This is a genomic window from Brachybacterium sp. J144 (assembly GCF_036321705.1).
In the GTDB taxonomy this organism is placed as follows: Bacteria; Actinomycetota; Actinomycetes; order Actinomycetales; family Dermabacteraceae; genus Brachybacterium.
This window is the reverse complement of record NZ_JAZDCG010000001.1, coordinates 64,794-85,074: the sequence shown is the minus strand read 5'-3', so window position 1 is coordinate 85,074 and position 20,281 is coordinate 64,794. Positions and strand designations below refer to the sequence as shown.

18 protein-coding genes are annotated in these 20,281 nt (G+C 73.6%); 1 reads left to right on the top strand and 17 read right to left on the bottom strand.

Features of this window, described 5'->3' with window-relative positions:
- Nucleotides 1-4: 4 nt before the first annotated feature.
- From V1260_RS00385 to V1260_RS00370, 4 genes are all read right to left on the bottom strand, one after another.
- Nucleotides 5-493 (bottom strand): cell division protein SepF, encoded by a 489-nt coding sequence (locus V1260_RS00385; RefSeq protein WP_329744808.1) that lies wholly within the window; start codon nt 491-493, stop codon nt 5-7.
- Between the two features lie 188 nt (nt 494-681).
- Nucleotides 682-1,416, bottom strand: coding sequence for a peptidoglycan editing factor PgeF (gene pgeF / locus V1260_RS00380; protein ID WP_329744807.1), 735 nt, complete (start codon nt 1,414-1,416; stop codon nt 682-684).
- On the bottom strand, nt 1,413-2,723 hold the full coding sequence (gene ftsZ / locus V1260_RS00375; RefSeq protein ID WP_329744806.1) for a cell division protein FtsZ: 1,311 nt from the start codon (nt 2,721-2,723) through the stop codon (nt 1,413-1,415). The genes pgeF and ftsZ overlap by 4 nt, the downstream gene beginning before the upstream one ends.
- A 210-nt stretch (nt 2,724-2,933) precedes the next feature.
- Complete coding sequence (locus V1260_RS00370) at nt 2,934-3,803, bottom strand: cell division protein FtsQ/DivIB (protein WP_329744805.1); 870 nt, start codon at nt 3,801-3,803, stop codon at nt 2,934-2,936.
- 10 nt (nt 3,804-3,813) lie between these two features.
- Here V1260_RS00370 and V1260_RS00365 point away from each other — a divergent pair, with 10 nt between their 5' ends.
- Entirely contained in the window at nt 3,814-4,044 is a 231-nt protein-coding gene (locus V1260_RS00365) for a hypothetical protein (RefSeq protein ID WP_329744804.1), read from the top strand.
- 76 nt (nt 4,045-4,120) lie between these two features.
- On the opposite strand, the gene V1260_RS00360 is transcribed toward V1260_RS00365, so the two are convergent.
- The 13 genes from V1260_RS00360 to dinB all read right to left on the bottom strand — a co-directional run bounded on the left by V1260_RS00360 (nt 4,121) and on the right by dinB (nt 20,252).
- Nucleotides 4,121-5,728, bottom strand: coding sequence for a UDP-N-acetylmuramate--L-alanine ligase (locus tag V1260_RS00360; protein WP_329744803.1), 1,608 nt, complete (start codon nt 5,726-5,728; stop codon nt 4,121-4,123).
- Between the two features lie 35 nt (nt 5,729-5,763).
- Nucleotides 5,764-6,855: a UDP-N-acetylglucosamine--N-acetylmuramyl-(pentapeptide) pyrophosphoryl-undecaprenol N-acetylglucosamine transferase gene (locus V1260_RS00355; protein WP_329744802.1), complete on the bottom strand. Its 1,092-nt coding sequence runs from the start codon at nt 6,853-6,855 to the stop codon at nt 5,764-5,766.
- A 1-nt stretch (nt 6,856) separates the two neighbouring features.
- The gene (gene ftsW, locus V1260_RS00350) at nt 6,857-8,242 is read right to left on the bottom strand and encodes a putative lipid II flippase FtsW (RefSeq protein WP_329744801.1); all 1,386 of its coding nucleotides are present in this window, start codon (nt 8,240-8,242) and stop codon (nt 6,857-6,859) included.
- A gap of 13 nt (nt 8,243-8,255) precedes the next feature.
- Complete coding sequence (gene murD / locus V1260_RS00345; protein ID WP_329744800.1) at nt 8,256-9,773, bottom strand: UDP-N-acetylmuramoyl-L-alanine--D-glutamate ligase; 1,518 nt, start codon at nt 9,771-9,773, stop codon at nt 8,256-8,258.
- A complete protein-coding gene (gene mraY, locus V1260_RS00340; protein WP_329744799.1) occupies nt 9,770-10,915 on the bottom strand; it encodes a phospho-N-acetylmuramoyl-pentapeptide-transferase in 1,146 nt (381 codons plus the stop codon). The genes murD and mraY overlap by 4 nt, the downstream gene beginning before the upstream one ends.
- Nucleotides 10,912-12,384 (bottom strand): UDP-N-acetylmuramoyl-tripeptide--D-alanyl-D-alanine ligase, encoded by a 1,473-nt coding sequence (locus tag V1260_RS00335; RefSeq protein WP_329744798.1) that lies wholly within the window; start codon nt 12,382-12,384, stop codon nt 10,912-10,914. The genes mraY and V1260_RS00335 overlap by 4 nt, the downstream gene beginning before the upstream one ends.
- 2 nt (nt 12,385-12,386) lie before the next feature.
- A complete protein-coding gene (locus V1260_RS00330; RefSeq protein WP_329744797.1) occupies nt 12,387-13,985 on the bottom strand; it encodes a UDP-N-acetylmuramoyl-L-alanyl-D-glutamate--2,6-diaminopimelate ligase in 1,599 nt (532 codons plus the stop codon).
- Nucleotides 13,982-15,781, bottom strand: a complete 1,800-nt coding sequence (locus tag V1260_RS00325) for a peptidoglycan D,D-transpeptidase FtsI family protein (RefSeq protein WP_329744796.1) — start codon at nt 15,779-15,781, stop codon at nt 13,982-13,984. The genes V1260_RS00330 and V1260_RS00325 overlap by 4 nt, the downstream gene beginning before the upstream one ends.
- A gap of 2 nt (nt 15,782-15,783) precedes the next feature.
- On the bottom strand, nt 15,784-16,299 hold the full coding sequence (locus V1260_RS00320) for a hypothetical protein (protein ID WP_329744795.1): 516 nt from the start codon (nt 16,297-16,299) through the stop codon (nt 15,784-15,786).
- Between the two features lies 1 nt (nt 16,300).
- Nucleotides 16,301-17,296 (bottom strand): 16S rRNA (cytosine(1402)-N(4))-methyltransferase RsmH, encoded by a 996-nt coding sequence (gene rsmH / locus V1260_RS00315; protein WP_329744794.1) that lies wholly within the window; start codon nt 17,294-17,296, stop codon nt 16,301-16,303.
- A gap of 188 nt (nt 17,297-17,484) precedes the next feature.
- The gene (gene mraZ, locus V1260_RS00310) at nt 17,485-17,916 is read right to left on the bottom strand and encodes a division/cell wall cluster transcriptional repressor MraZ (protein WP_329744793.1); all 432 of its coding nucleotides are present in this window, start codon (nt 17,914-17,916) and stop codon (nt 17,485-17,487) included.
- A 499-nt stretch (nt 17,917-18,415) separates the two neighbouring features.
- Nucleotides 18,416-18,820 (bottom strand): DUF3040 domain-containing protein, encoded by a 405-nt coding sequence (locus V1260_RS00305; protein ID WP_329744792.1) that lies wholly within the window; start codon nt 18,818-18,820, stop codon nt 18,416-18,418.
- A gap of 142 nt (nt 18,821-18,962) precedes the next feature.
- Nucleotides 18,963-20,252: a DNA polymerase IV gene (gene dinB / locus V1260_RS00300; protein WP_329744791.1), complete on the bottom strand. Its 1,290-nt coding sequence runs from the start codon at nt 20,250-20,252 to the stop codon at nt 18,963-18,965.
- Between the last annotated feature and the right edge of the window lie 29 nt (nt 20,253-20,281).

Genomic DNA, 20,281 nt, shown 5'->3' with positions numbered 1-20,281 from the left:
GACCTCAGCTCTGGTTGTAGAAGTTGCCCTCGTCGGCGGTGGTGTCCCCGTCGACCTGGACGAACTCGGGCGAGAGCAGGAAGACCTTGGAGGTGACGCGCTCGATGCTGCCACGCAGGCCGAAGACGAGGCCCGCGGAGAAGTCGACCATGCGCTTGGCGTCGCCGTCCTGCATGTCGGAGAGGTTCACGATGACGGGGATGCCGTCACGGAAGGACTCGCCGATCGCCTTGGCGTCGTTGTAGGAACGGGGATGGATCGTGGTGATGCGGTGCATCGAGTCCTCCACTGCCGGGGCCATCGCCACGACGTTGGACCGCTGGCGGATGGGGGTCACCTGAGCCTCCCGTTCGAGAGCGGGCTCGGGGCCGCGCTCGGTGCGTCGGGCCGGAGCGGCAGGCTCGTCCTGTCGGACCCGCTCGTCCTCGTAGTACTCGTCGTCGACCTCGTTGGCGAGGCCGAGAGCGACCATGGCGTTGCGCCAGTTGCCCATCGTGGATCTCCCGTGTGTTGTTCGCGCTGACCTGGGCTCCGGGGAAGCACGGGGAGTGCGTGGGAGCCCGTGCATCGAAAGTACCGCAGGGTCGCAGGGCGCCCCGGGAGGCGCCCGGCGTGTCGGTCGGCGTGTCGGACGGTATGCCGGGCGGTGTGCCGGACGGCGTCAGGCCTCGTCGGACCTCGTCAGGCCCTCCGGATCACCCCGGCGAAGCGGCCGGTCTGGGCGCTGCGGCGGTAGGAGAAGAAGGACTCGTCCTCGAGGGTGCAGGGATGGTCGGCGTCGATCGCCCCGGAGGGGATGCCGAGCCGGGCGAGGATCGCCGCCGCCCCGGCCCGGAGGTCGAGGGCGGGGGTGCCCCAGCTCGTGGTCGCGGCCGTCTCCGGCAGCTGCGCCGCCGCGTCCTCGCGCATCTCTGCCGGCACCTCGTAGCAGGCGCCGCAGATCCCGGGGCCGATCGAGGCGGTGAGGTCGGCGGGCTGCGCTCCGAGCGCCGTCATCGCCTCGACGGTCGCCTCGAGTACGCCGTCGAGCAGGCCGCGCCGGCCCGCGTGCGCCGCTCCGATCACGCCTGCTACCGGATCCGAGAGCAGCACGGGCAGGCAGTCGGCCACCATGATCGCGAGCGCCGCGTCCCGCCGGTCCGTCACCAGCGCGTCGGCGGTCACTACCGGGGAGTCCCCCGCCGTCGGTAGCACGTGCACGAGGGTGGAGTGGACCTGGTCGACGAAGACGGCGCGCACCCCCACCTCGGCGGCGAGGAGGTCCCGGTTCCGCGCGACCGCCGCCGGATCGTCGTCGACGTGCAGGGCGAGGTTCAGGCTCGCGTGGTCCCCGGTGCTGACCCCGCCGGAGCGACCCGTGAACAGGGCACGGGCCCCGCGAAGTTGCGGAGCCCGTGCCGAGAGGGAGGTCGTCACTTGAGGAAGGACGGGAGGTCGAGATCGTCGTCGTCCGCCGGGGGCTCCTCGATGTGCGGCGGCCGCGGGGGCTGCTGCTGCTCGGGGGTGCGGGGAGCGGGACGCGGCGGCACCTGCTGGCCGACGGGGCGGGGGTCCTCGGCCTCGGCGGCGTCGAGCACCTCCGTCTCGGGCTCCGCGGCGCTGGGCCGCGAGGGCGAGAAGGCGGTCTGCGGCTGGCCCCAGGCGCCGTTCGCGGCGGGAGCGGCGTTCGCCGAGGCACCGGTCGCGGCCGGACGGCTCGCCGCCGGGCGCTCGGCCGGGCGCACCGGCTCGGGGCGCGGGGCGGGACGCGCGGCGAGATCGGTGCGGGGGGCGGGACCGCCGGACTCGAAGCCCGCGGCGATGACCGTGACCCGCACCTCGTCGCCGAGGGCGTCGTCGATGACCGAGCCGAAGATGATGTTCGCGTCCGGGTGCGCGGCCTCCTGCACCAGGCGCGCCGCCTCGGAGACCTCGTACAGGCCGAGGTCGCTGCCGCCCTGGATGGAGAGCAGCACGCCGTAGGCGCCGTCGATCGAGGCCTCGAGCAGCGGGCTGGAGACCGCGAGCTCGGCGGCCTGCAGCGCACGGTCCTCGCCGCGCGCCGAGCCGATGCCCATGAGGGCGCTGCCTGCGCCCTGCATGACCGACTTGACGTCGGCGAAGTCGAGGTTGATCAGGCCCGGGGTGGTGATCAGGTCGGTGATGCCCTGGACACCGGAGAGGAGGACCTGGTCCGCGCTCTTGAAGGCGTCGAGCATCGAGACCTGCTTGTCCGCGATGGAGAGCAGGCGATCGTTGGGGATCACGATGAGGGTGTCGACCTCGGCCTGCAGGGCCGCGATCCCGGACTCCGCCTGGGTGGAGCGACGGCGCCCCTCGAAGGTGAAGGGGCGGGTCACGACGCCGATGGTGAGGGCGCCGAGGCTGCGGGCGATCTTGGCGACCACGGGCGCGCCGCCGGTGCCGGTGCCGCCGCCCTCGCCGGCGGTCACGAAGACCATGTCGGCCCCGCGCAGGACCTCCTCGATCTCCTCGGCGGGTCCTGGGGTGGCTTTTTTGCCAGCCTGGGGATCTGCACCGGCGCCGAGACCGCGGGTGATCTCCTTGCCGACGTCGAGCTTGACGTCGGCGTCGGACATCAGGAGGGCCTGGGCGTCAGTGTTGATCGCGATGAACTCGACCCCCTTGAGGCCCGACTCGATCATGCGGTTGACAGCGTTGACACCGCCGCCGCCGACACCGACGACCTTGATGACTGCGAGGGAGATCTGGGTTCCGGCCACGTTTGGTCCTTGCTCTTGTCGTTCACCTGCGGAGAGGGGCCGCCTCGGGCTGGTCCCGACACCCGGTCGAACTCTCAACCTCTACTTCAGGTTGTGACTTCGGGGCACCTCTCCTTCCCCTCGACGCTAGGGACGAGGACGCGCCCGTGCAAACACCGTCGGCGCGTGTCGGCCGTGAACCCGGGCGGATCGAGGGTCCGGGCCCGCTGCTCAGCGCGTGACCGGTGCGACCGGCGAGGAGACGTCGATGACGGTGCCGGGCTGGGAGATGAGTGCCTGCACCACCTCGGCCTTGAGGGCGCTGTCGGCCGCGCCGCCCCAGATGACCGTCTTCACGGTGCCGTCCTCGAGGGCGATCTCGAGGGTGACATCGCTCGGGGTCGTCGCGGTCACGGAGCGGACCGAGCTCCGCAGCGGCTCGGGGATCGCGCCGACCACCTCGCTCATGGCGACGGCGGCACCCTCCGGGTCGGAAGCGCCCGCGCCGACGGAGAGCGGCACCAGGGTCGCGCCCTCCGCCGCGGCGGCCGGCAGCTCCTCCCCCGCCGCGTCGAGCACGGCGGTGCTGCCGTCGGCGCGGGTGAGCACCGCGACAGGAGCGGTCTCGGTGACCGTCACGGAGACGCCGTCGGGCCAGGACCGCTCGACCTCGGCGCTCGCGACACCGGGCAGCGCCAGCAGCTCCTGCTGGATCCGGCCGGTGCGCAGCAGCAGCACGCTGTCGCCGTCGTGCTCCTCGACGACCGCGCGCACCTGGTCCTCCGCGAGATAGCCCAGGCCCGAGATCTCCACCCGGTCGACCTGGAGGGCGGGGAGGTAGATCGCGGTGCCGGCGGCGACGAGCAGCAGGGCCAGCACCCCGGCGAGGGAGGCGAGGATCGCGCGACGGCGTCGACGCCAGGGGCGTCCGACCACCAACGCACGGAAGCGGTCCGCGGCCTGGACGACCCGTCCCTCCCCGGCGGCGGGGGCGGGATCCTCTGCCGGAGCGGGGCGGCCGACGGCGCGGCGGGATCGTCCCGGCGCCGTCGTCGCGCGCGCAGGGGCGGGGAACGCCGAGGCGGCCGAGCCCGCGGACACGGTGGACGCCGTGGGAACCCCCGAGGCGGCGGACGGCGCCGACGGAGCGGCTGACTTCGCGGACCCCGACGACGTCGCCGACGCAGCCGACGCTCCCGACCCCGCCGCGTCGGGCTTCACCGAGGAAGAGGTCGAGGACGTGCCGGCGCTCCGGCGCGTGGGTGCCGGGGCCGCGGAGCGGCGGGTCGTGGAGGAGGCCGACGGGGCGGCGGTGCGACGCGGCACCGGGCGCGCGGTCTGACCCGCGGAGCTCGCCGAGCTCGCCGACTCGCCGGAGCGGGGCCGGGGTCGCGGAGCGGCGGGGCGGCGGGTCGCCATCAGTCCCCCTCCCCCGTCCCGCCGAGCGCCGCGAGGACGCTCGGGGTGAGCTCGACGATATCGCCGGCCCCCAGCATGAGCACGAGGTCGCCGGGGCGCGCGGTCGAGGCGACGGCCGCGGCGAGCTCGCCCTCCGGCGCGTCATCGGCCACGGGGAGCACGCCGAGCGGGGCGTGGGCGGTGATGGTCGCGGCGGTGATCTGCGGGTCCGGGTCCTCGCGCGCCCCGTAGACGGGCAGCACCCAGGCCTGGTCGGCGGCGGTGAGCGCCGTCGCGAAGTCCTCGGCGAACAGCCGCGTGCGCGAGTAGAGGTGGGGCTGGAAGACCACCAGCACGCGGCCGCCGCGGTCCTGGGCCTCGACGATGCCGCGAGCGGCGGAGAGGGTCGCGGCGACCTCCCGGGGATGGTGCGCGTAGTCGTCCACGACCGTGACCCCGCCGGCCTCCCCGGCGACGTCGAAGCGGCGCGAGGCGCCGGTGAAGCGGGCGAGCCCACCGGCGAGGGCCGCAGGGTCGGCCTCCGGCACGGCGGCGCGGACGGCCACGAGGGCACCGACGGCGTTGAGCACGTTGTGGTGCCCGGCAACGGCGAGGGAGAGGTCCAGAGGCCCGTGCGGCGTGGCGAGGCGCACGCGGGCACCGGTCGCGCCGCCGCGCTCCTCGAGCACCCGCCAGTCGGCCCCGGCCCCGACGCCGTAGCGGATCACCGGGAGCCCGCGCTCCGCGGCCCGGTCGCCGAGGGCGGCCGCCCCAGCGTCGTCAGCGCAGACCACGAGGGTGCCGCCGGGCACGAGACGTGCGGTGAGGGCGTCGAAGGCGGCGGTCAGCGTCTCCGCATCGCCGTGGAAGTCGAGGTGATCGGGCTCGAGGTTCGTGACCACGAGCGACTGCGGGGCGAAGGCGAGGAAGGAGCCGTCGGACTCGTCTGCCTCGACCACGGCGAGCCCCCCGGCCTGCGGAAGTGCGGGGGCGACGCCCGAGTCGTCGGCGGCACCCTCCACGGCGCTCTCCTCCGCCGGGGCCGCTGCGAGAGGGTCCGTCGGATCCGCCGCGGCGAAGCCCGCATTGCGGCCGAGGTCCGGGACGGCGGCACCGAGCGCCCAGGCCGGGTCCAGGCCCGCGCCACGCAGCGCCATGACGGCGAGGCCGGTGGTGGAGGTCTTGCCGTGGGTGCCGGCCACGGCGATCAGCGAGCGCCCGCCGAGCAGGCCCGCGAGCGCGGCCGCCCGGTGGATCACGGGGATGCCCCGCTCGCGAGCGGCGATCACCTCGGGGTTGTCGGCGCGGACCGCGGTGGAGACGACGAGCAGGTCGACGTCCTCGGCCAGCAGGCCCGCGTCGAAGCCGATGCCTATTCGCGCACCGGCCGCGCGCAGCGGCGCGATGAACTGCCCGTCCTGCGAGTCGGAACCGCTCACGGTGAGACCGGCTTCGAGCGCGAGCCGGGCGACGGCGGACATCCCGGCCCCGCCGATGCGGACCACGTGGAGCGAACGGATTTTCGCCTCCGCGGGCCAGTCCGGGCGGGTGATCACCGCGCCCGGGCGCAGGATCGTGCGCGGCTCCGGCGCGGCGGACGGGGCGGAGGCAACGGGCTGGGAGGTCATGGGGCCACGGTAGCCTCGGCGCGGATCGCGTCGGGTCAGGCTCGGCGTGCGACGCCGATCACGACCTCCGCCATCACCTCGGCGGCATCGGTGATGCCCGCCGTGCGGGACGCCTCGGCCATCCGGGCGAGCGCCGCCGGGTCGGTGATCAGGGGCAGCACGTGCGCGCGCAGCCAGTCCGCGTCGAGGCGGGAGTCCTCGACCATCAGGGCGCCTCCGGCCGCGACGAGCTGTTCCCCGTTGAGGGCCTGCTCGCCGTTGCCGATCGGCAGCGGGACCAGCACGGCGGGCAGGCCCACGGCGCTCAGCTCGCAGACCGTCCCGGCTCCGGAGCGGGTCAGGGCGAGATCCGCGGCGGCGTAGGCGTCTTCCATCGCGGAGACGTACTCGAGCACGACGTGGCCGGGGCGGGGGGTCACGCCCTCGTTCTTGCCGCGCCCGGTGACCTGGAGGATCTGCACCCCGGCCGCGAGCAGGTCCTCGGAGGCCGCGGCGACGGCGGCGTTGAGGCGCTGCGCCCCGAGGGAGCCGCCGGTGGTCAGCAGCACGGGGCGGGTCGGGTCCAGGCCGAAGCCGGCGATCGCCGCGTCGCGGCGCGCCGCGCGGTCCAGCTCGGCGACGGCGCGGCGCATGGGCATGCCGATGCGGCGGGCGCCGGGCAAGGTCGACCCCTCGAAGGCGGTGAGCACGGCGGCGGCGCGGCGGGCTCCGAGGCGGTTGGCGAGGCCCGGCCGCCGATTCGCCTCGTGCACCACGAAGGGCACCTTCGCCGAGGCCGCGGCGAGATAGGCGGGCGGGCAGACGTACCCGCCGTAGCCCGCGACCACGTCGATGCGGCGCTCCCGCAGCAGGGCCCGCACCTCACGCAGGGTACCGGTGAAGCGCGCGGGGAAGCGCAGGGCCGCCCCGTCCGGCCGACGCGGGAAGGGGACCTTGTCGATCGTGACCAGCTCGAAGCCGGCGGCGGGCACGAGATCGGTCTCGAGGCCCTCGGGGGTGCCGAGCACGACGATCTCGGCGCCGGGCGCGAGGGTGCGGAGCCGGTCCGCGGTGGCCAGCAGCGGCGAGACGTGGCCCGCGCTGCCGCCGCCCGCGAGGAGGATCCGCGGCGGGGTGGTGGTGGTCATGTCATCCCTTCCGGGTGGTGCGGGAGCTGCGACCGGTGCGGCTGCGTGACCGACCCGAGCCCCGCGTCAGGGACGAGGACCGGCCGCGCTTCGGGGCGCCGGTCCTGCCCGCGGAGGCGTCACGAGGTGCGGGCAGCACGGTGATCGAGCGGCGGACAGCACCCATCCGGGCGCTGATCGCCTCGGCGGCGCCGGGCTCGCGCCGGGCGAAGGAGATCAGCACCCCGAGCGCCGTCATCGAGGCCAGCAGCGCGGAGCCGCCCGCGGAGATGAACGGCAGCGGGACGCCGATCACCGGCATCAGACCGGTGACCACCATCATGTTCACGAAGGCCTGACCGAGCAGCCAGGCGCTCAGGCCCGCGATGGTGATCTGCATGAAGTGGTCGTCGATGCGGGTGATCATCCGGAACATCACCAGCGCGAGACAGGTGAACAGGGCGAGGACGCCCAGGGTGCCGATCAGCCCCAGCTCCTCGCCGATGATCGCGAAGATGTAGTCGTCCTCGGCCGCCGGCAGACGGCCCCACTTCTGCCTAGACTCGCCGAGGCCCACACCCCACCAGCCGCCCTCGGCGAGCCCCATCAGCCCTTGGTCGGACTGGAAGCAGGAGTCGCCCTCGCAGGTTCCCTGCAGCCAGTTCTCGATGCGCGCCATGCGGTTCGAGCTCGTGACCGTCAGCGCGATCACCCCGGCGAGGCCGACGGTGGCCGCCGCGGCGAACCAGCGGCGCGGTGCACCGGAGACCCACACGGCCCCGGCGACGAGCATGCACATGACCAGCGTGGTGCCGAGGTCGTGGCCGAGGACCACCAGTCCCAGTGCGAGACCCACCCCGGGGACGAGCGGGAAGAGCAGGTGCGCGGGCCGGTTCAGCAGGGGTCGCTTCGTGGCGAGCAGCGCCCCGAGCCAGACGGCGAGGGCGAGCTTGAGGAACTCGGAGGGCTGCAGCCGCTGGCCGCCGATCTCGATCCAGTTGCGGTTGCCCGCCACGTCCACGCCGAGCGGCGTGTGCACGAGCAGCTGCAGCGCGATGCCCAGGCCGAACAGGGGCCAGGCGGCCTTCCGGTAGAAGCCGGGCGGGAGGATCGCGGCGACCACCAGCAGGACGAGGCCCATCACGGCGAAGGTGCCCTGGCGGAAGAGGCCGGCGAAGCCCGACTCGCCGCGGGCGATGTTCAGCACCGAGGACGAGGAGAGCACCATGACCAGTCCGACGCCGATCAGCAGGGTGCCCAGGACGATGAGGGCGTAGAAGTCCAGGGCCGGGGACCGCAGCCAGGAGCCGACGCCGTCGCGGACGCGGCCGGAGATGTTGCCCAGCGGCTGCTCCTCGTCGGGGCGCACGACACCGGTGGACCGCCGTCGGGTCTCCTCCACGGTCATGCCTTCTCCCTGGTCATGCGTTCGCTCCTGGCAGTCGGGTCACGGCCGCCGCGAACAGATCCCCCCGCTCCGCGTAGTCACGGAACTGGTCGATCGAGGCGGCGGCGGGTGCCAGCAGCACCACGTCCCCCGCCGCGGCGAGGTCGCGGGCGGCCTGCACCGCGGCCTCCATGAGGCGGGACCGTCCGGCGGCATCGCCAGTCTCGCCCGGATCGATGCGTCGGAGGGGGACCTCGGGAGCGTGTCGCGCGAAGGCCTCGGTGAAGGGCGTCGCATCCCGACCCAGCAGCACGGCGCCGACGAGCCTCTCCCGGGAGGCGGCGATGAGCTCGGAGACGTCAGCCCCCTTGGTGTCCCCACCGGCGATCCACACGATCCTCTCGGCGGCGCGCAGCGACGCCTCGGCCGCCGCGGGGTTGGTGGCCTTGGTGTCGTCCACGAAGGTCACGCCGTCGACGGTCGCGATGACCTGCGCCCGGTGGGCGCCCATCCGGTACGCGCGCAGCCCGTCGCGGACGGCGGCGGCGGGCACCCCGTGGGCGCGTGCCAGGGCGGCCGCGGCGAGGGCGTCGAGGAGGACGTGGGGGCCGGCGCCCCGGGCGCCGAGATGCGCGAGGTCCTCGAGCCGACCCAGCTCGGCCGCGGCACGATGCCGGTCCGGGTGGAACGCACGGTCGACAAAGATGTCCTCGACCAGGCCCAGCTCCGAGGGGCCCGGCGTCCCGAGCGTCAGGCCGACGGCACGCGCGCCCTCGACGACGTCGGCCTCCTCGACGAGGCGGCGGGTGACCTCGTCGGCGGTGTTGTAGATACAGGCGGTGCGGACGCCCTCGAAGATCCGGCCCTTGGCGCGCGCGTACTCCTCGGCCCCTCCGTGCCAGTCGAGGTGGTCGGCGCTCACGTTGAGCACCGCCGCGGCCTCGCAGTCCAGGTGCTCGGTCCAGTGCAGCTGGAAGCTGGACAGCTCGAGCGCGAGCACGTCGTAGCCCTCCGGGTCGAGCGCCGCCTCGATCACGGGCAGCCCGACGTTCCCGCACGCGACGGCGCGCAGCCCGGCCGCCCGCAGGATGGACTCGAGCATGGTGACCGTGGTGGTCTTGCCGTTGGTGCCGGTGACGCCGAGCCACGCGGGCCCGTCGGCGGACTGCATGCGGCGCGCGAGCTCGACCTCGCCCCACACGGGGATGCCGGCCGCGGCCGCCTCGGCGAGGAGCGGCTGGGTGGGGCGCCATCCCGGGGAGGTGACGACGAGGTCGATCTCGCGGTCGGCGGGGAGGGCCGCGGTGTGCTCGGCGCCGAGGCGCACCTCGACCCCGAGCACCTCGAGGATCTGCGCCCGCTCACGCAGCTCGGGGGTGTCCTGCCCATCGACGACGAGCACACGAGCGCCGCGCTGCATGGTCTGGTCGGCCACCGCGTACCCGGACACCCCGAAGCCGGTGACCAGGATGCGCACGCCCGTCACGTCGAGCCCGGGCCAGGGCCGCTGCTGGACCGGCAGGACCAGGTCCGCTGCGTCCGCGGAGGTCATGAGCTGAGCCTCGGGAGGGCGTCGAGGTAGAAGATGCCGAGGCCCACTCCGGCGAGGATCCCGGCCACGATCCAGAAGCGGACCACGATCGTCACCTCGTTCCAGCCCTTGAGCTCGAAGTGGTGCTGCAGGGGCGCCATCCGGAACACCCGCTTGCCGGTCAGCTTGAAACTCGTGACCTGGATGATCACGGACAGCGAGATGATCACGAACAGGCCGCCGATGATCGCGCCGAGCACCTCGGTGCGCGAGACGATGGTCAGGCCCGCGATCGCCCCGCCCAGGGCGAGCGATCCGGTGTCGCCCATGAAGATCTTCGCGGGCGAGGTGTTCCACCACAGGAAGCCGACGCAGGCGCCGATGATCGCGGCGCAGAGCACGGCGGTGTCGAGCGGGTCCCGCGAGGTGTAGCACTGGACGACCCCGCCGGCGTCGAGGTCGACGCTGCACACCTGCCGCCACTGCCAGAAGGAGATGATCAGGTACGCGGTGGTGAAGATGATGGTCGCGCCGCTCGCGAGTCCGTCGAGGCCGTCGGTGAGGTTCACGCCGTTGGACCACGCGGCGACGAGGAAGTTCGCCCAGAGGGCGAAGAGCACGAAGCCGAGCGCCGAGCCGATCACGGCGAGATTCATCCCGGCCGCGGAGTGCAGCAGATCCGCGAGGAAGGAGAGGTCCAGCCACTCCACGTCGCGGACCACGGAGATCTTCGTGGACGCGGGAGTGTTGCCGTCGCTGTCCGGGAAGAGCAGCGCCAGCACCGCGAAGACCGTCGCGACGAGGAACTGACCGATAAGCTTCGCCCGCGGCCGCAGGCCCAGGCTGCGCTGCTGCGAGATCTTCAGGTAGTCGTCGAGGAAGCCGACCACGCCGAGCCCGACCATGAGGAAGAGCACGAGGAGCACCGAGACGCTCGGACTGGTCCACAGCACCAGATGGGTGAGGCCGTAGGCGAGGAGCGTGGAGAGGATGATCGCGACGCCGCCCATGGTGGGGGTGCCGCGCTTGGTCGCGTGCGAGGTGGGGCCGTCATCCCGGATGAACTGGCCGTACCCCTTCTTCACCAGGAGCTTGATGAACAGGGGTGTGCCGAGGATCGACAGCAGCAGCGCCGCGGCTCCCGCGATGATGATCGCGATCATGCGTGATCCCCTCCGTCCGCCCGCGGGTCGGGCTCTCCTGCTCGCTCGAGGTGCGCGACCAGCGGTCGGGCGATCCGCCGCAGTCCGGCGTCGCGCGATGACTTCAGGAGCACCACGTCGCCGGGCATCACCGTACGTTCTAGCACAGCGATCGCCTCCTCGACGGTGTCGACGAACTCGGACTCGCCGCCGAAGCTCCCCTCGAGGCTGGCCCCGTGGTGGATCGGCGCGGCGCCGTCGCCGACGACGATCAGGTGGTCGATGTTCAGGCGGACCACGAGGCGGCCGATCTCGTCGTGCAGGCGCACGGCATCGTCCCCGAGCTCGAGCATCTCGCCGAGGACGGCGATCGTGCGGTGGCTCCGGCCGAGATGGGCGAGGGTCTTGAGCGCGTCGCGCATCGAGTCCGGGTTGGCGTTGTAGGCGTCGTCGACGACGAGGGCCCCGCCCGCGCGGTGCACCTCCATGCGCTGCCGGGAGGCGAGGCGCGCGCCGTCGAGTGCCGCAGTCGCCGCGGCGGGGTCGACCCCGGCGGCGAGGGCGCCGGTGAGCGCGGCCAGGACGTTCGCGGCCTGGTGCTCCCCGAGGAGGTCGGGGCGCACCGGGAAGCGGCCGGCGGGGATCGGGGCGCCGCTGAGCGCCGTGAGGCCCTCCGGCACGACGAGGGCGAAGGAGAGTCGGGCGTCCTCGTCGAGGTCGAGGTCCTCGCCGCGGAGGGTGCCGGACCAGAAGCCCCAGTCGAGGACGGGGGCGGAGGTGCGGGAGGCCATCGCGGCGACCCGGCGGTCCTCGGCGTTCAGCACGGCGCGCCCCTCGGGGGCGAGGGCCTCGACGAGCTCGCCCTTGGCGCGCGCGATGGCGTCGACGCCGCCGAACTCGCCGAGGTGCGCGCTGCCGACGTTGAGGACGAGGGAGACGTCGGGGCGGGCGATCGCCGTGAGGTGGGCGATGTGACCGATGCCCCGGGCGCCCATCTCGAGGACCAGGAAGCGGGTGGTGGGCTGCAGACCCAGCACGGTCAGCGGCAGGCCCAGCTCGTTGTTGAGGCTGCCGACGGGGGCGATGGTCTCCCCCGCGGCGGAGAGCACGAGGCCGAGGAGGTCCTTGGTGCCGGTCTTGCCGGCGCTGCCGGTGACGGCGAGGACCACGAGATCGGGGTTCTCGGCGCGGGCGCGCTCGAGCTGGGCGCGGGCGAGAGTGGACAGCGCCTCGCGGACGTCCTCCACGAGCACCCCGGGGAGCCCGAGATCCCGGGAGACGAGGACCGTCCCCGCGCCGTCCTCGAGGGCGCGGGCGACGAAGTCGTGCCCGTCGGCGTGCTCGCCGACGAAGGCCGCGAACAGGTCACCGGGGGTGACGGCGCGCGAGTCGATGCGGGCGGCGCCCGTCACGGTCTCCGCCCCGGTCGCACCCCCCACTAGGGAGCCGCCGGTGAGGTCGGCGATCTCCCGGGCCGTGGTCTGCAGCATCCTCAGCGTCCTCCGTCGGTCGGGTCGGGGTGCGGGCGGTGCGCGGCCGCGAGGGCCTCGCGCAGCTGCTCGCGATCGTCGAACGGATGGACGATACCGCCGATCGTCTGTCCGGTCTCGGCTCCCTTGCCCGCCACCAGGATGGTGTCCGCCACGTCGGCGATCCGGGCGGCCAGGGCGATCGCCGCGGCCCGGCCGTCGACCTCGTGGACCTGCGCCGATGCGCCCGCCGGGATGCCGGAGCGGACCTCGCGCCGGATCGCGGCGGGGTCCTCGGAGCGCGGATTGTCGTCCGTGACGATCACCACGTCCGCGAGGCGCGCGGCGACCTCGCCCATCGCCGGGCGCTTGGTCCGGTCCCGGTCGCCGCCCGCGCCCATCACCGCGATGAGGCGACGGGTCCCGGGCACGCCGCGCAGGGTGACGAGCGCCTGCTCGAGGGCGTCGGCGGTGTGGGAGTAGTCGACGACGCCGCGCACGGGGGCTTCGGCCACGAGCTCCATCCGGCCGGGGACGGTCCCGGCCTCGGCCAGGGCGGCGCGCACGGCGGGGCCGCGATGTCCGAGACGGTCGAGGATCAGCTCGGCGGCGAGGGTGTTGGCGACGTAGTGCCGGCCGGGCAGCGCGGCGTGGAGGGTGCGCTCCCCGTCGGGGCCGTCGACGGTGAAGGTCGTGCCGTAGCCGTCGGCGCGCAGGTCGCGGGCCCGATGGTCGGCGTCGACGCCCTCGCGCGTGGCATAGGTGATCACCGGGACGCTCGCCTCGGCGGCGAGCCGGCGCCCCCAGGCATCGTCCACGCAGATCACGCTCGCCGCGGAGTGCTCCGGGGTGAACAGCCGGGCCTTCGCCGCGAAGTAGGCCTCCATGGTGCCGTGGAAGTCCAGGTGGTCCTGCGTGAGGTTGGTGAAGCAGGCGACGTCGACGACCACCTCGTCGGCGCGGTGCAGCACGAGGGCGTGGCTCGAGATCTCCATCGCGGCGACCTCCGTGCCGTCCTCGACCATGCGGGCGAGGATGCCGTGCAGCTCGGGCGACTCGGGGGTGGTGCGGACCGTCGCGATGCGGTGCGGTGTCCCGTCGGCCCCCGTGTAGCTCGTGCCGGAGGTGCCGATGACGCCAGTGGATCGGCCCAGGGCGGTGAGCGCGGCGGTGACCACGGTGGTGATCGAGGTCTTGCCGTTGGTGCCGGTCACGCCGACGGTCTTGAGGCGGCGCGCCGGATGCCCGTAGACCGCGGCGGCGGCGAGGGCGGTCGCGGCGCGGGGATCCTCGACGACGAGCGCCGGCAGTCCGGCGGTGCGGCAGCGCTCCTCCCCCGCGGCATCGGTGAGGGCGAGCACTGCTCCGCGGCCGGCGGCCTGCGCGGCGAAGTCCGCGCCATGGGCGTTCGCGCCGGGCAGCGCGCACCACAGGTCGCCGGGCGCGACGCCGCGCGAGTCCAGGGTGACGCCCTGGGCGCGCACCCGCTCCGCGCCCTCGGGGAGGGGGGCTCCGAGGGCGCGGGCGAGGTCCGCTGCGTCCGCGCCGAGGGGGCGACGCGGGCGGGCCGGCTCGGGGGTGATCTCCGCGGGATGGTCCGCGAGGGGGCCGGCGCCGCTCACTCCTGGCCCCACTCGTTCTCGAGCTCACGGCCGGGAACGCCCGTCGGGGCGATGCCCTGGTTCTGCAGCGTGTAGGTGGTCAGCTCGGAGAAGGCCGGTGCCGCGGCGCGGCCGCCGGAGATGAAGGTGTCCAGGCCGAAGATGAAGACGCCGGTGACGATCTCCGGGTCGTCCGCCGGGGCGAAGCCGATGAACGAGGCGGTGTACTGGCCGTCGGCCGTCTGGGCGGTGCCCGTCTTGCCCGCGACCGCGTAGCCGGTCACGGCCGCGCCGGACGTCTCGTCGTCCACGTCGTTGTCCATCAGCTGCAGCATCGTCGCGGCGGTCTCCGAGGAGATGACGCGGGTCTGCTCGGGCTCGCCGAGCGGACTGATCGTGCCGTCCGCCTCCTGCACCCCGGCGATCAGGGTGGGCTGGACCCGCACCCCGTCGTTCGCGAAGGTGCCGATCGCGGCGACTATCTGCAGCGCGTTGACGCTGTAGCCCTGGCCGAAGGAGGTCGTGTAGCGGGTGCGCCCGTTCCAGTCCTCGGCAGGGTGGAGCACGCCCGCCGACTCGCCCGGCAGCTCGATGCCCGTGGGCTGGCCGATGCCGAAGGCGCGCAGGTAGTCGTAGCGCACCTCGGGGTCGAGCTCCTCGGAGATCTGCACCGTGCCGACGTTCGAGCTGTTCTTGAGCACCCCGGCGAGGGTCAGCTGCTGATCGGGGTGGACGTGGGAGTCCTTGATGCGGTGCCCGTCGAAGTACATCTCGTAGGGGATCTCGAACTGGTCGTCCACCGAGACCGTGCCCTCCTCGAGGGCGGCGGCGACGGTGAACAGCTTGCCGGTGGAGCCCGGCTCGAAGACGTTCGAGATCGACCGGTTCCCCAGATCCTCGGGATCGGTGTTCGCGAAATCGTTGGGGTCGTAGGTCGGGTACTCGGCCAGGGCCAGCACCTCGCCGGTGCGCGCGTTGTAGGTGATCGCGCTGCCGCCCTCGGCACCCCACTGCTCGACTGCCGCGGCGATCACCTGCTGGGACTTCCACTGCAAGTCGCGATCGAGGGTGAGGACCACGTCCTGCCCGTCGACCGCGGCGGTGGTCTCCTGCTTGCCGGTGGGGATGATCTGGCCGGCGGCGCCGCGCTCGTAGGTGGTCGACCCGTCGGCGCCGCTGAGCTCCTCGTCGAAGGAGAGCTCGACGCCGGCGAGCGCCGTGCCCTCGCCGCCCACGAAGCCGAGGACGTTGCCGCCGACGGAGCCCGCCGGGTAGATGCGGTCCGCGACGGCGTCGGAGCCGACGCCGGGGATCTTCAGCGCGAGCGCCGCGTCACGGACCTTCGGCTCGACGTTCTTGACCAGGTACTTGAATCCCTTGTCTCCGGTCAGCGCCTCCTCGGTCTCCTCGACGGTCCAGCCGAACACCGGCGCGAGGTCCCGGGCGGCGGCCTCGACGCCCTTGACGTCGGCGGACGTCGAGTTCTTGAGGTACTCGTCGACCTGGCGCTGGTCGACCCACAGGTCGTAGCGCTGGACCGAGCTCGCCAGCGCGGTGCCGTTGCGGTCGAGGATGTCGCCGCGCAGGGCGGGGATGGTGCGGGTGACGGTGCGTTGCTCGACCGCCTCCTGGGCGCGGGCGCTCGCGTCGAGTCCCTGCACCCAGATCAGGCGACCGGACAGCGTCAGCACCGCCACCATGATCATACAGAGCAGCAGGCGGTGGCGGACGGCGGGGGCGCCGACGCGGGCGCGGGGGACGCGGGGGGCACCGCCCCGGGCGGGGCGGCGGGTGCGCGTGGTGCGGGACCGCGCCATGGTCAGGCTCCCTCGTTGCCCATGCCGTGGTAGGTCGTGGGCTCTTCGTAGATCTGCGCCGGCGGCACGGCCACCTCTGCGGGGACCGCCGCCAGCTCCGGGTTGGCCTCAGTCTGCGCCGCCGGCGCCGTCTGGCCGATGACCTCGCCCGTGTCGAGGTCGATGTATGCGGGATCCGTGACGGGCACCATGCCGATCTCGCGGGCCTGGCGCTCGAGCTCCTGCGGGGTGCCGAGGCGCTCGTCGGTCTCGGCGAGGGCCTGCTGCTCCTCGGTGAGCCGCTGGGACTGGTTCTGCAGTCGGGTGATCTCGTAGCTGGCCCCGGACATCTGGATGTTCAGGTACAGGAGGGCGGCGAGGGTCGCGACCACGATCAGCGTGCACAGCAGAGTGAACGGCATCGGGCCGCGGGCGGTGCGCGGGGACGCGACGACCGTCAGTCGGGGACGGGGGGCGGCGTTCCGCTTCCCCCGGGCGGGACGGACCGCGGGCGCGTGAACGGCGGAGGTGCTGGCCATCTCAGTGAGCTCTCTTCGCGGGTCGGGTACGGGTCAGGGCACGGAGTCGGACGGAGGCGGCGCGGGGATTGCCCTCCCGCTCGACCTCATCGGCCTGGAGGGCCCCGCGCACGAGCGGGGCGAAGGTGGGTCTGTGCTCCTCCAGCTCGACCGGCAGCCCGGGCGGGGCCGAGGAGCGGGTGCGGCGCGCGAAGGCGGTCTTCACCAGGCGGTCCTCGCCGGAGTGATAGGACTCCACGAGGATCCGCCCGTCCACCAGCAGGGCGTCGAGGGCGGATTCGAGCGCCGAGGCGAGGATCTCGAGCTCCTCGTTGACGGCGATCCGCAGCGCCTGGAAGGTGCGCTTGGCGGGATGCCCGCCGCTCGCCTTGGAGGCCGCGGGGATCGCCCGGTCCAGCAGCTCGACCAGCTCGCCGCTGCGGGTGAGCGGGGCGATCTCGCGCTGTTCGACGATGCGTCGCGCGATCCGCCGGGAGAAGCGCTCGTCCCCCAGCTCGTGGAGGATGCGGGCGATCTCGGACTCGGGCAGGTCGCGCAGGAGGTCCGCGGCGGAGGGAGCGTCCGAGGAGGGGTCCATGCGCATGTCCAGCGGCGCGTCGACCGAGTAGGAGAAGCCGCGCTCGGAGGTGTCGATCTGGAAGCTGGAGAGCCCCAGGTCCATCATCACGCCGTGGACGCCGGCGAGGCCGAGCTCCTCGAGCACCTCGGGGATCCGGTCATAGGTCGCGTGGACCAGGGTGGCGCGGTCGCCGACGCCGGCGCGGTCCAGCCGCTGCCGGGCGAGCTCGAGGGCCTGGGGGTCGCGGTCGATGCCGACCAGGCGGGCCTGCGGGGCGGCCTGCAGGACGGCGGCGGCGTGGCCGCCCATGCCGAGGGTCGCATCCAGGTACACCGAGCCCGGCTCCTGGAGCGCGGGGACGAGGAGGTCGACGGAGGTGGCCAGGAGCACCGGCAGGTGCCGCTCCTCGGCGGGCCTGGCGTCGGTCGTCTCGTCCATGTCACCCCTCCCCTGGGTCCGTGCGTTCTCCGTGTGCTGTCGGCTGTCGTCGTGCGCGGCTCCGGGTGCGCCCTGGGCGCGGTCCCGTCCTGCCAGATTCCCCGTCGTTCCCGACCCGCCGCCGGGGAAGGTGCCTCGGGGCGGGAACGACGAGAGGTCTCACAGGACGGAGGTCCGGGGAGCCGAGCTCAGAAGAGGCCGGGGACCACCTCCTCGGAGGTCTCCGCGAAGCCCTCCTCCTTCTGCTCGAGGTAGGTCTCCCACGCCGGGAGGGACCAGACCTCGAGCCGGTCGAGCGCGCCGATGACGGCGCATTCCCGGTCCAGGCCCGCGTAGGTGCGCAGGTGGCCCGGGATGGTGATGCGGCCCTGCTTGTCCGGGATGACGTCCTCCGCGCCGGACAGCAGCACACGCAGGTAGTCGCGGGTGCGCCGATCGGTGGTGGGCGCCCGACGGGCCTCCTCGAGCTTCTGGCGGAACTCTCCGAGCGGGTACACGGCGATGCAGTGCTCCTGCCCACGAGTCATGACCAGTCCCGAGGCGAGCTCGTCGCGGAACTTCGCCGGGAAGATCAGGCGGCCCTTCTCGTCGAGCTTGGGCGTGAAGGTGCCGAGGAACATCTCGACCTCCTTCGCTCACCACGACTCGCGATCCGGACTCCATCTCCTCCCAACACGCTCCACTTTACCCCACCACTCCCCACCATTGCCCTCAGAATGCGCCAGATCACCCTGTGAGTGTTGCGAGTCCGCAGGTCACAGGGGTGGTGTGAGGTGGAGGGAAATCTGCGTGCCGGGAGCGACGTCGGGCGCGCCGCAGCGCCCCGGCGCCGGGGTCGCCCTCCCCTCCCCCGCATCCGCTAGGGGGAACTCGCAGGTCAGAGCGGGATGGAGGCGAGGGCAGGGTCGACGGGGAGGGCGGTGGAGAGCGAAGGAGGGCGCCGGTGGAGCGATGTGGGGGATGCCCGGGGAGCGATGTGGCGGACGGTCCGAGAGCGGAGTGGCGGATCGGGGGAACGCCCGGGAGCGCAGCGGCGGAGTCCGGACATGACGATGCCCCGGCTCACGGGAGCCGGGGCATCAGGTCAGCAGTTCGGGTCGGGGCCCGGACCGGGAGGGATCAGACCCGGGGGTCGTCCCCCGAGCGCCGCTCCCAGCGCTCCTCCATCTTGCGCAGGAAGTCGTCGCCGCCACCGCGCGGCGCGGTCGGTCGGGAGCCGCCGTCACCGTCACCGGGGACCGCGCCGCCGGGGTCGACCGAGGAGCGGGGTCCGGTGATCGCGAAAAGGGCACCGCCGAGCATCCCGAGGAAGGCGATGACGCCCAGCCAGATCAGGTTGAGCGAGACGGCGAGGACGAGCACGCCGAGTCCGAGGACGACTCCGGCGAGACCGATCAGGATGCGGCGGCCGCTGCGTCGCGGACCGCGCGAGGGTGCGAATGCCCGGGCGAGTCGCGGGTCGTCCGCGAAGAGCTGGCGCTCCATCTCGTCGAGCATCTTCTGTTCGTGTTCAGACAGCGGCATGATCCCGCTCCTTGTCCCCGTCCTCACGCGCCGTCGGGCGCACTGTCGCCGATCTCGGATCCGGAGAGGATCCCGGCCATCGTCGGCGGTCAGCACAGTCTAGATCCCCGCGCTGAGTGTTGTGAACAGTCCGGGCCACGCCTCACCACAGACCCGGGGCGACCGCGGGGCCGGAGTCCTCGGGCGGCTCGTCGGGGGTTCGCGGGGACGACCCGGCCGCGGCCGCTCCGGGAGCTGCCGACGACCCCGGGGCGAGGGTCGACCCGCGGCGGAGCGAGTCGACCCCGAACCGGGCGGAGGCGCGATCCATGGCGGCCTCGAGGTCCTGCCACCCGGTGGTCCGCCCCACGAGCTCGTGCTGTGCGGGGCCGCCGCGGGCGGGCTGCATCTGCGTGACGCGCACTCCGGCGAGCCGCACGCGGGGCATCCGCGGGCGCTCTCTCTCCCACAGCGCCACCACGTGCTCGCGGATCCGCTCGCCCGAGTCGGTGGGCAGGTCGAGGGTCGAGGAGCGTGTGAGGGTGGTGCCGTCCGGCGCCCGGAGCTTGAGCACGACGGTGCGCGCCGTGAAGCCGCTGCCGCGCAGCTGCCGGGCGACGTCGTCAGCCATCTGGGTGATCCGGCGGCGCACTTCGTCGGGATCGGTGAGGTCCTCGTCCCAGGTGCGCTCGGTTCCGAGGGAGCGGTCGCGGGTGCGGTGGCCGAGCCCGGTGCGGTCGGTTCCGTCGGCGAGGCGGGCGATCTCGGCGGCCCGCGGGCCGAGCACCCGGGCGAGCACCGACGGAGGGAGCTCGCGCAGGCTGCCGATGGTGTCGACCCCGAGCTTCTCGAGCGCGGCGACCGCCTTGGGTCCGATGCCCGAGATGGCTCCGACGGGGAGGGGCGCAAGGAAGGCCGCCGTCTCCGCGGCGGGGACGATGAGCATCCCGTCGGGCTTCGCCCGCGCCGAGGCGATCTTCGCGACCGGCCGGGAGACGGAGCCGCCGACCGAACAGGGCAGATCCAGCTCCTCCCGGATCAGGAGCCGCAGCCGGGAGGCGATCTGCGCGGGTTCGCCGAACAGACGCCGGGCCGGGCGGGCATCGAGGAAGGCCTCGTCGACGCTGATCTGCTCGATGTCCGCGACCACGGTGCCCAGCAGCTCCATCACCCGGGCGGACACGCGCCGGTAGTGGTCGATGCGGGGCGGGACGATCACGAGGTCGGGCGCCAGGCGCCGGGCGGTGGACATGGGCATCGCCGAGCGGATCCCCCGGCTGCGGGCGGGATAGCTCGCAGCGGCGACCACGCCGCGCGCTCCGGCTCCGCCGACCACCACGGGCAGCCCCCGCAGCGAGGGGTCGTCGCGGATCTCCACCGAGGCGAAGAAGGCATCCATGTCGAGGTGGAGGATCCCGGAGACCTCGTCCCCCGCCGCCTGCTCTCGGATCACGCGACACCTCCTCCGTGGCGGAACTGTAC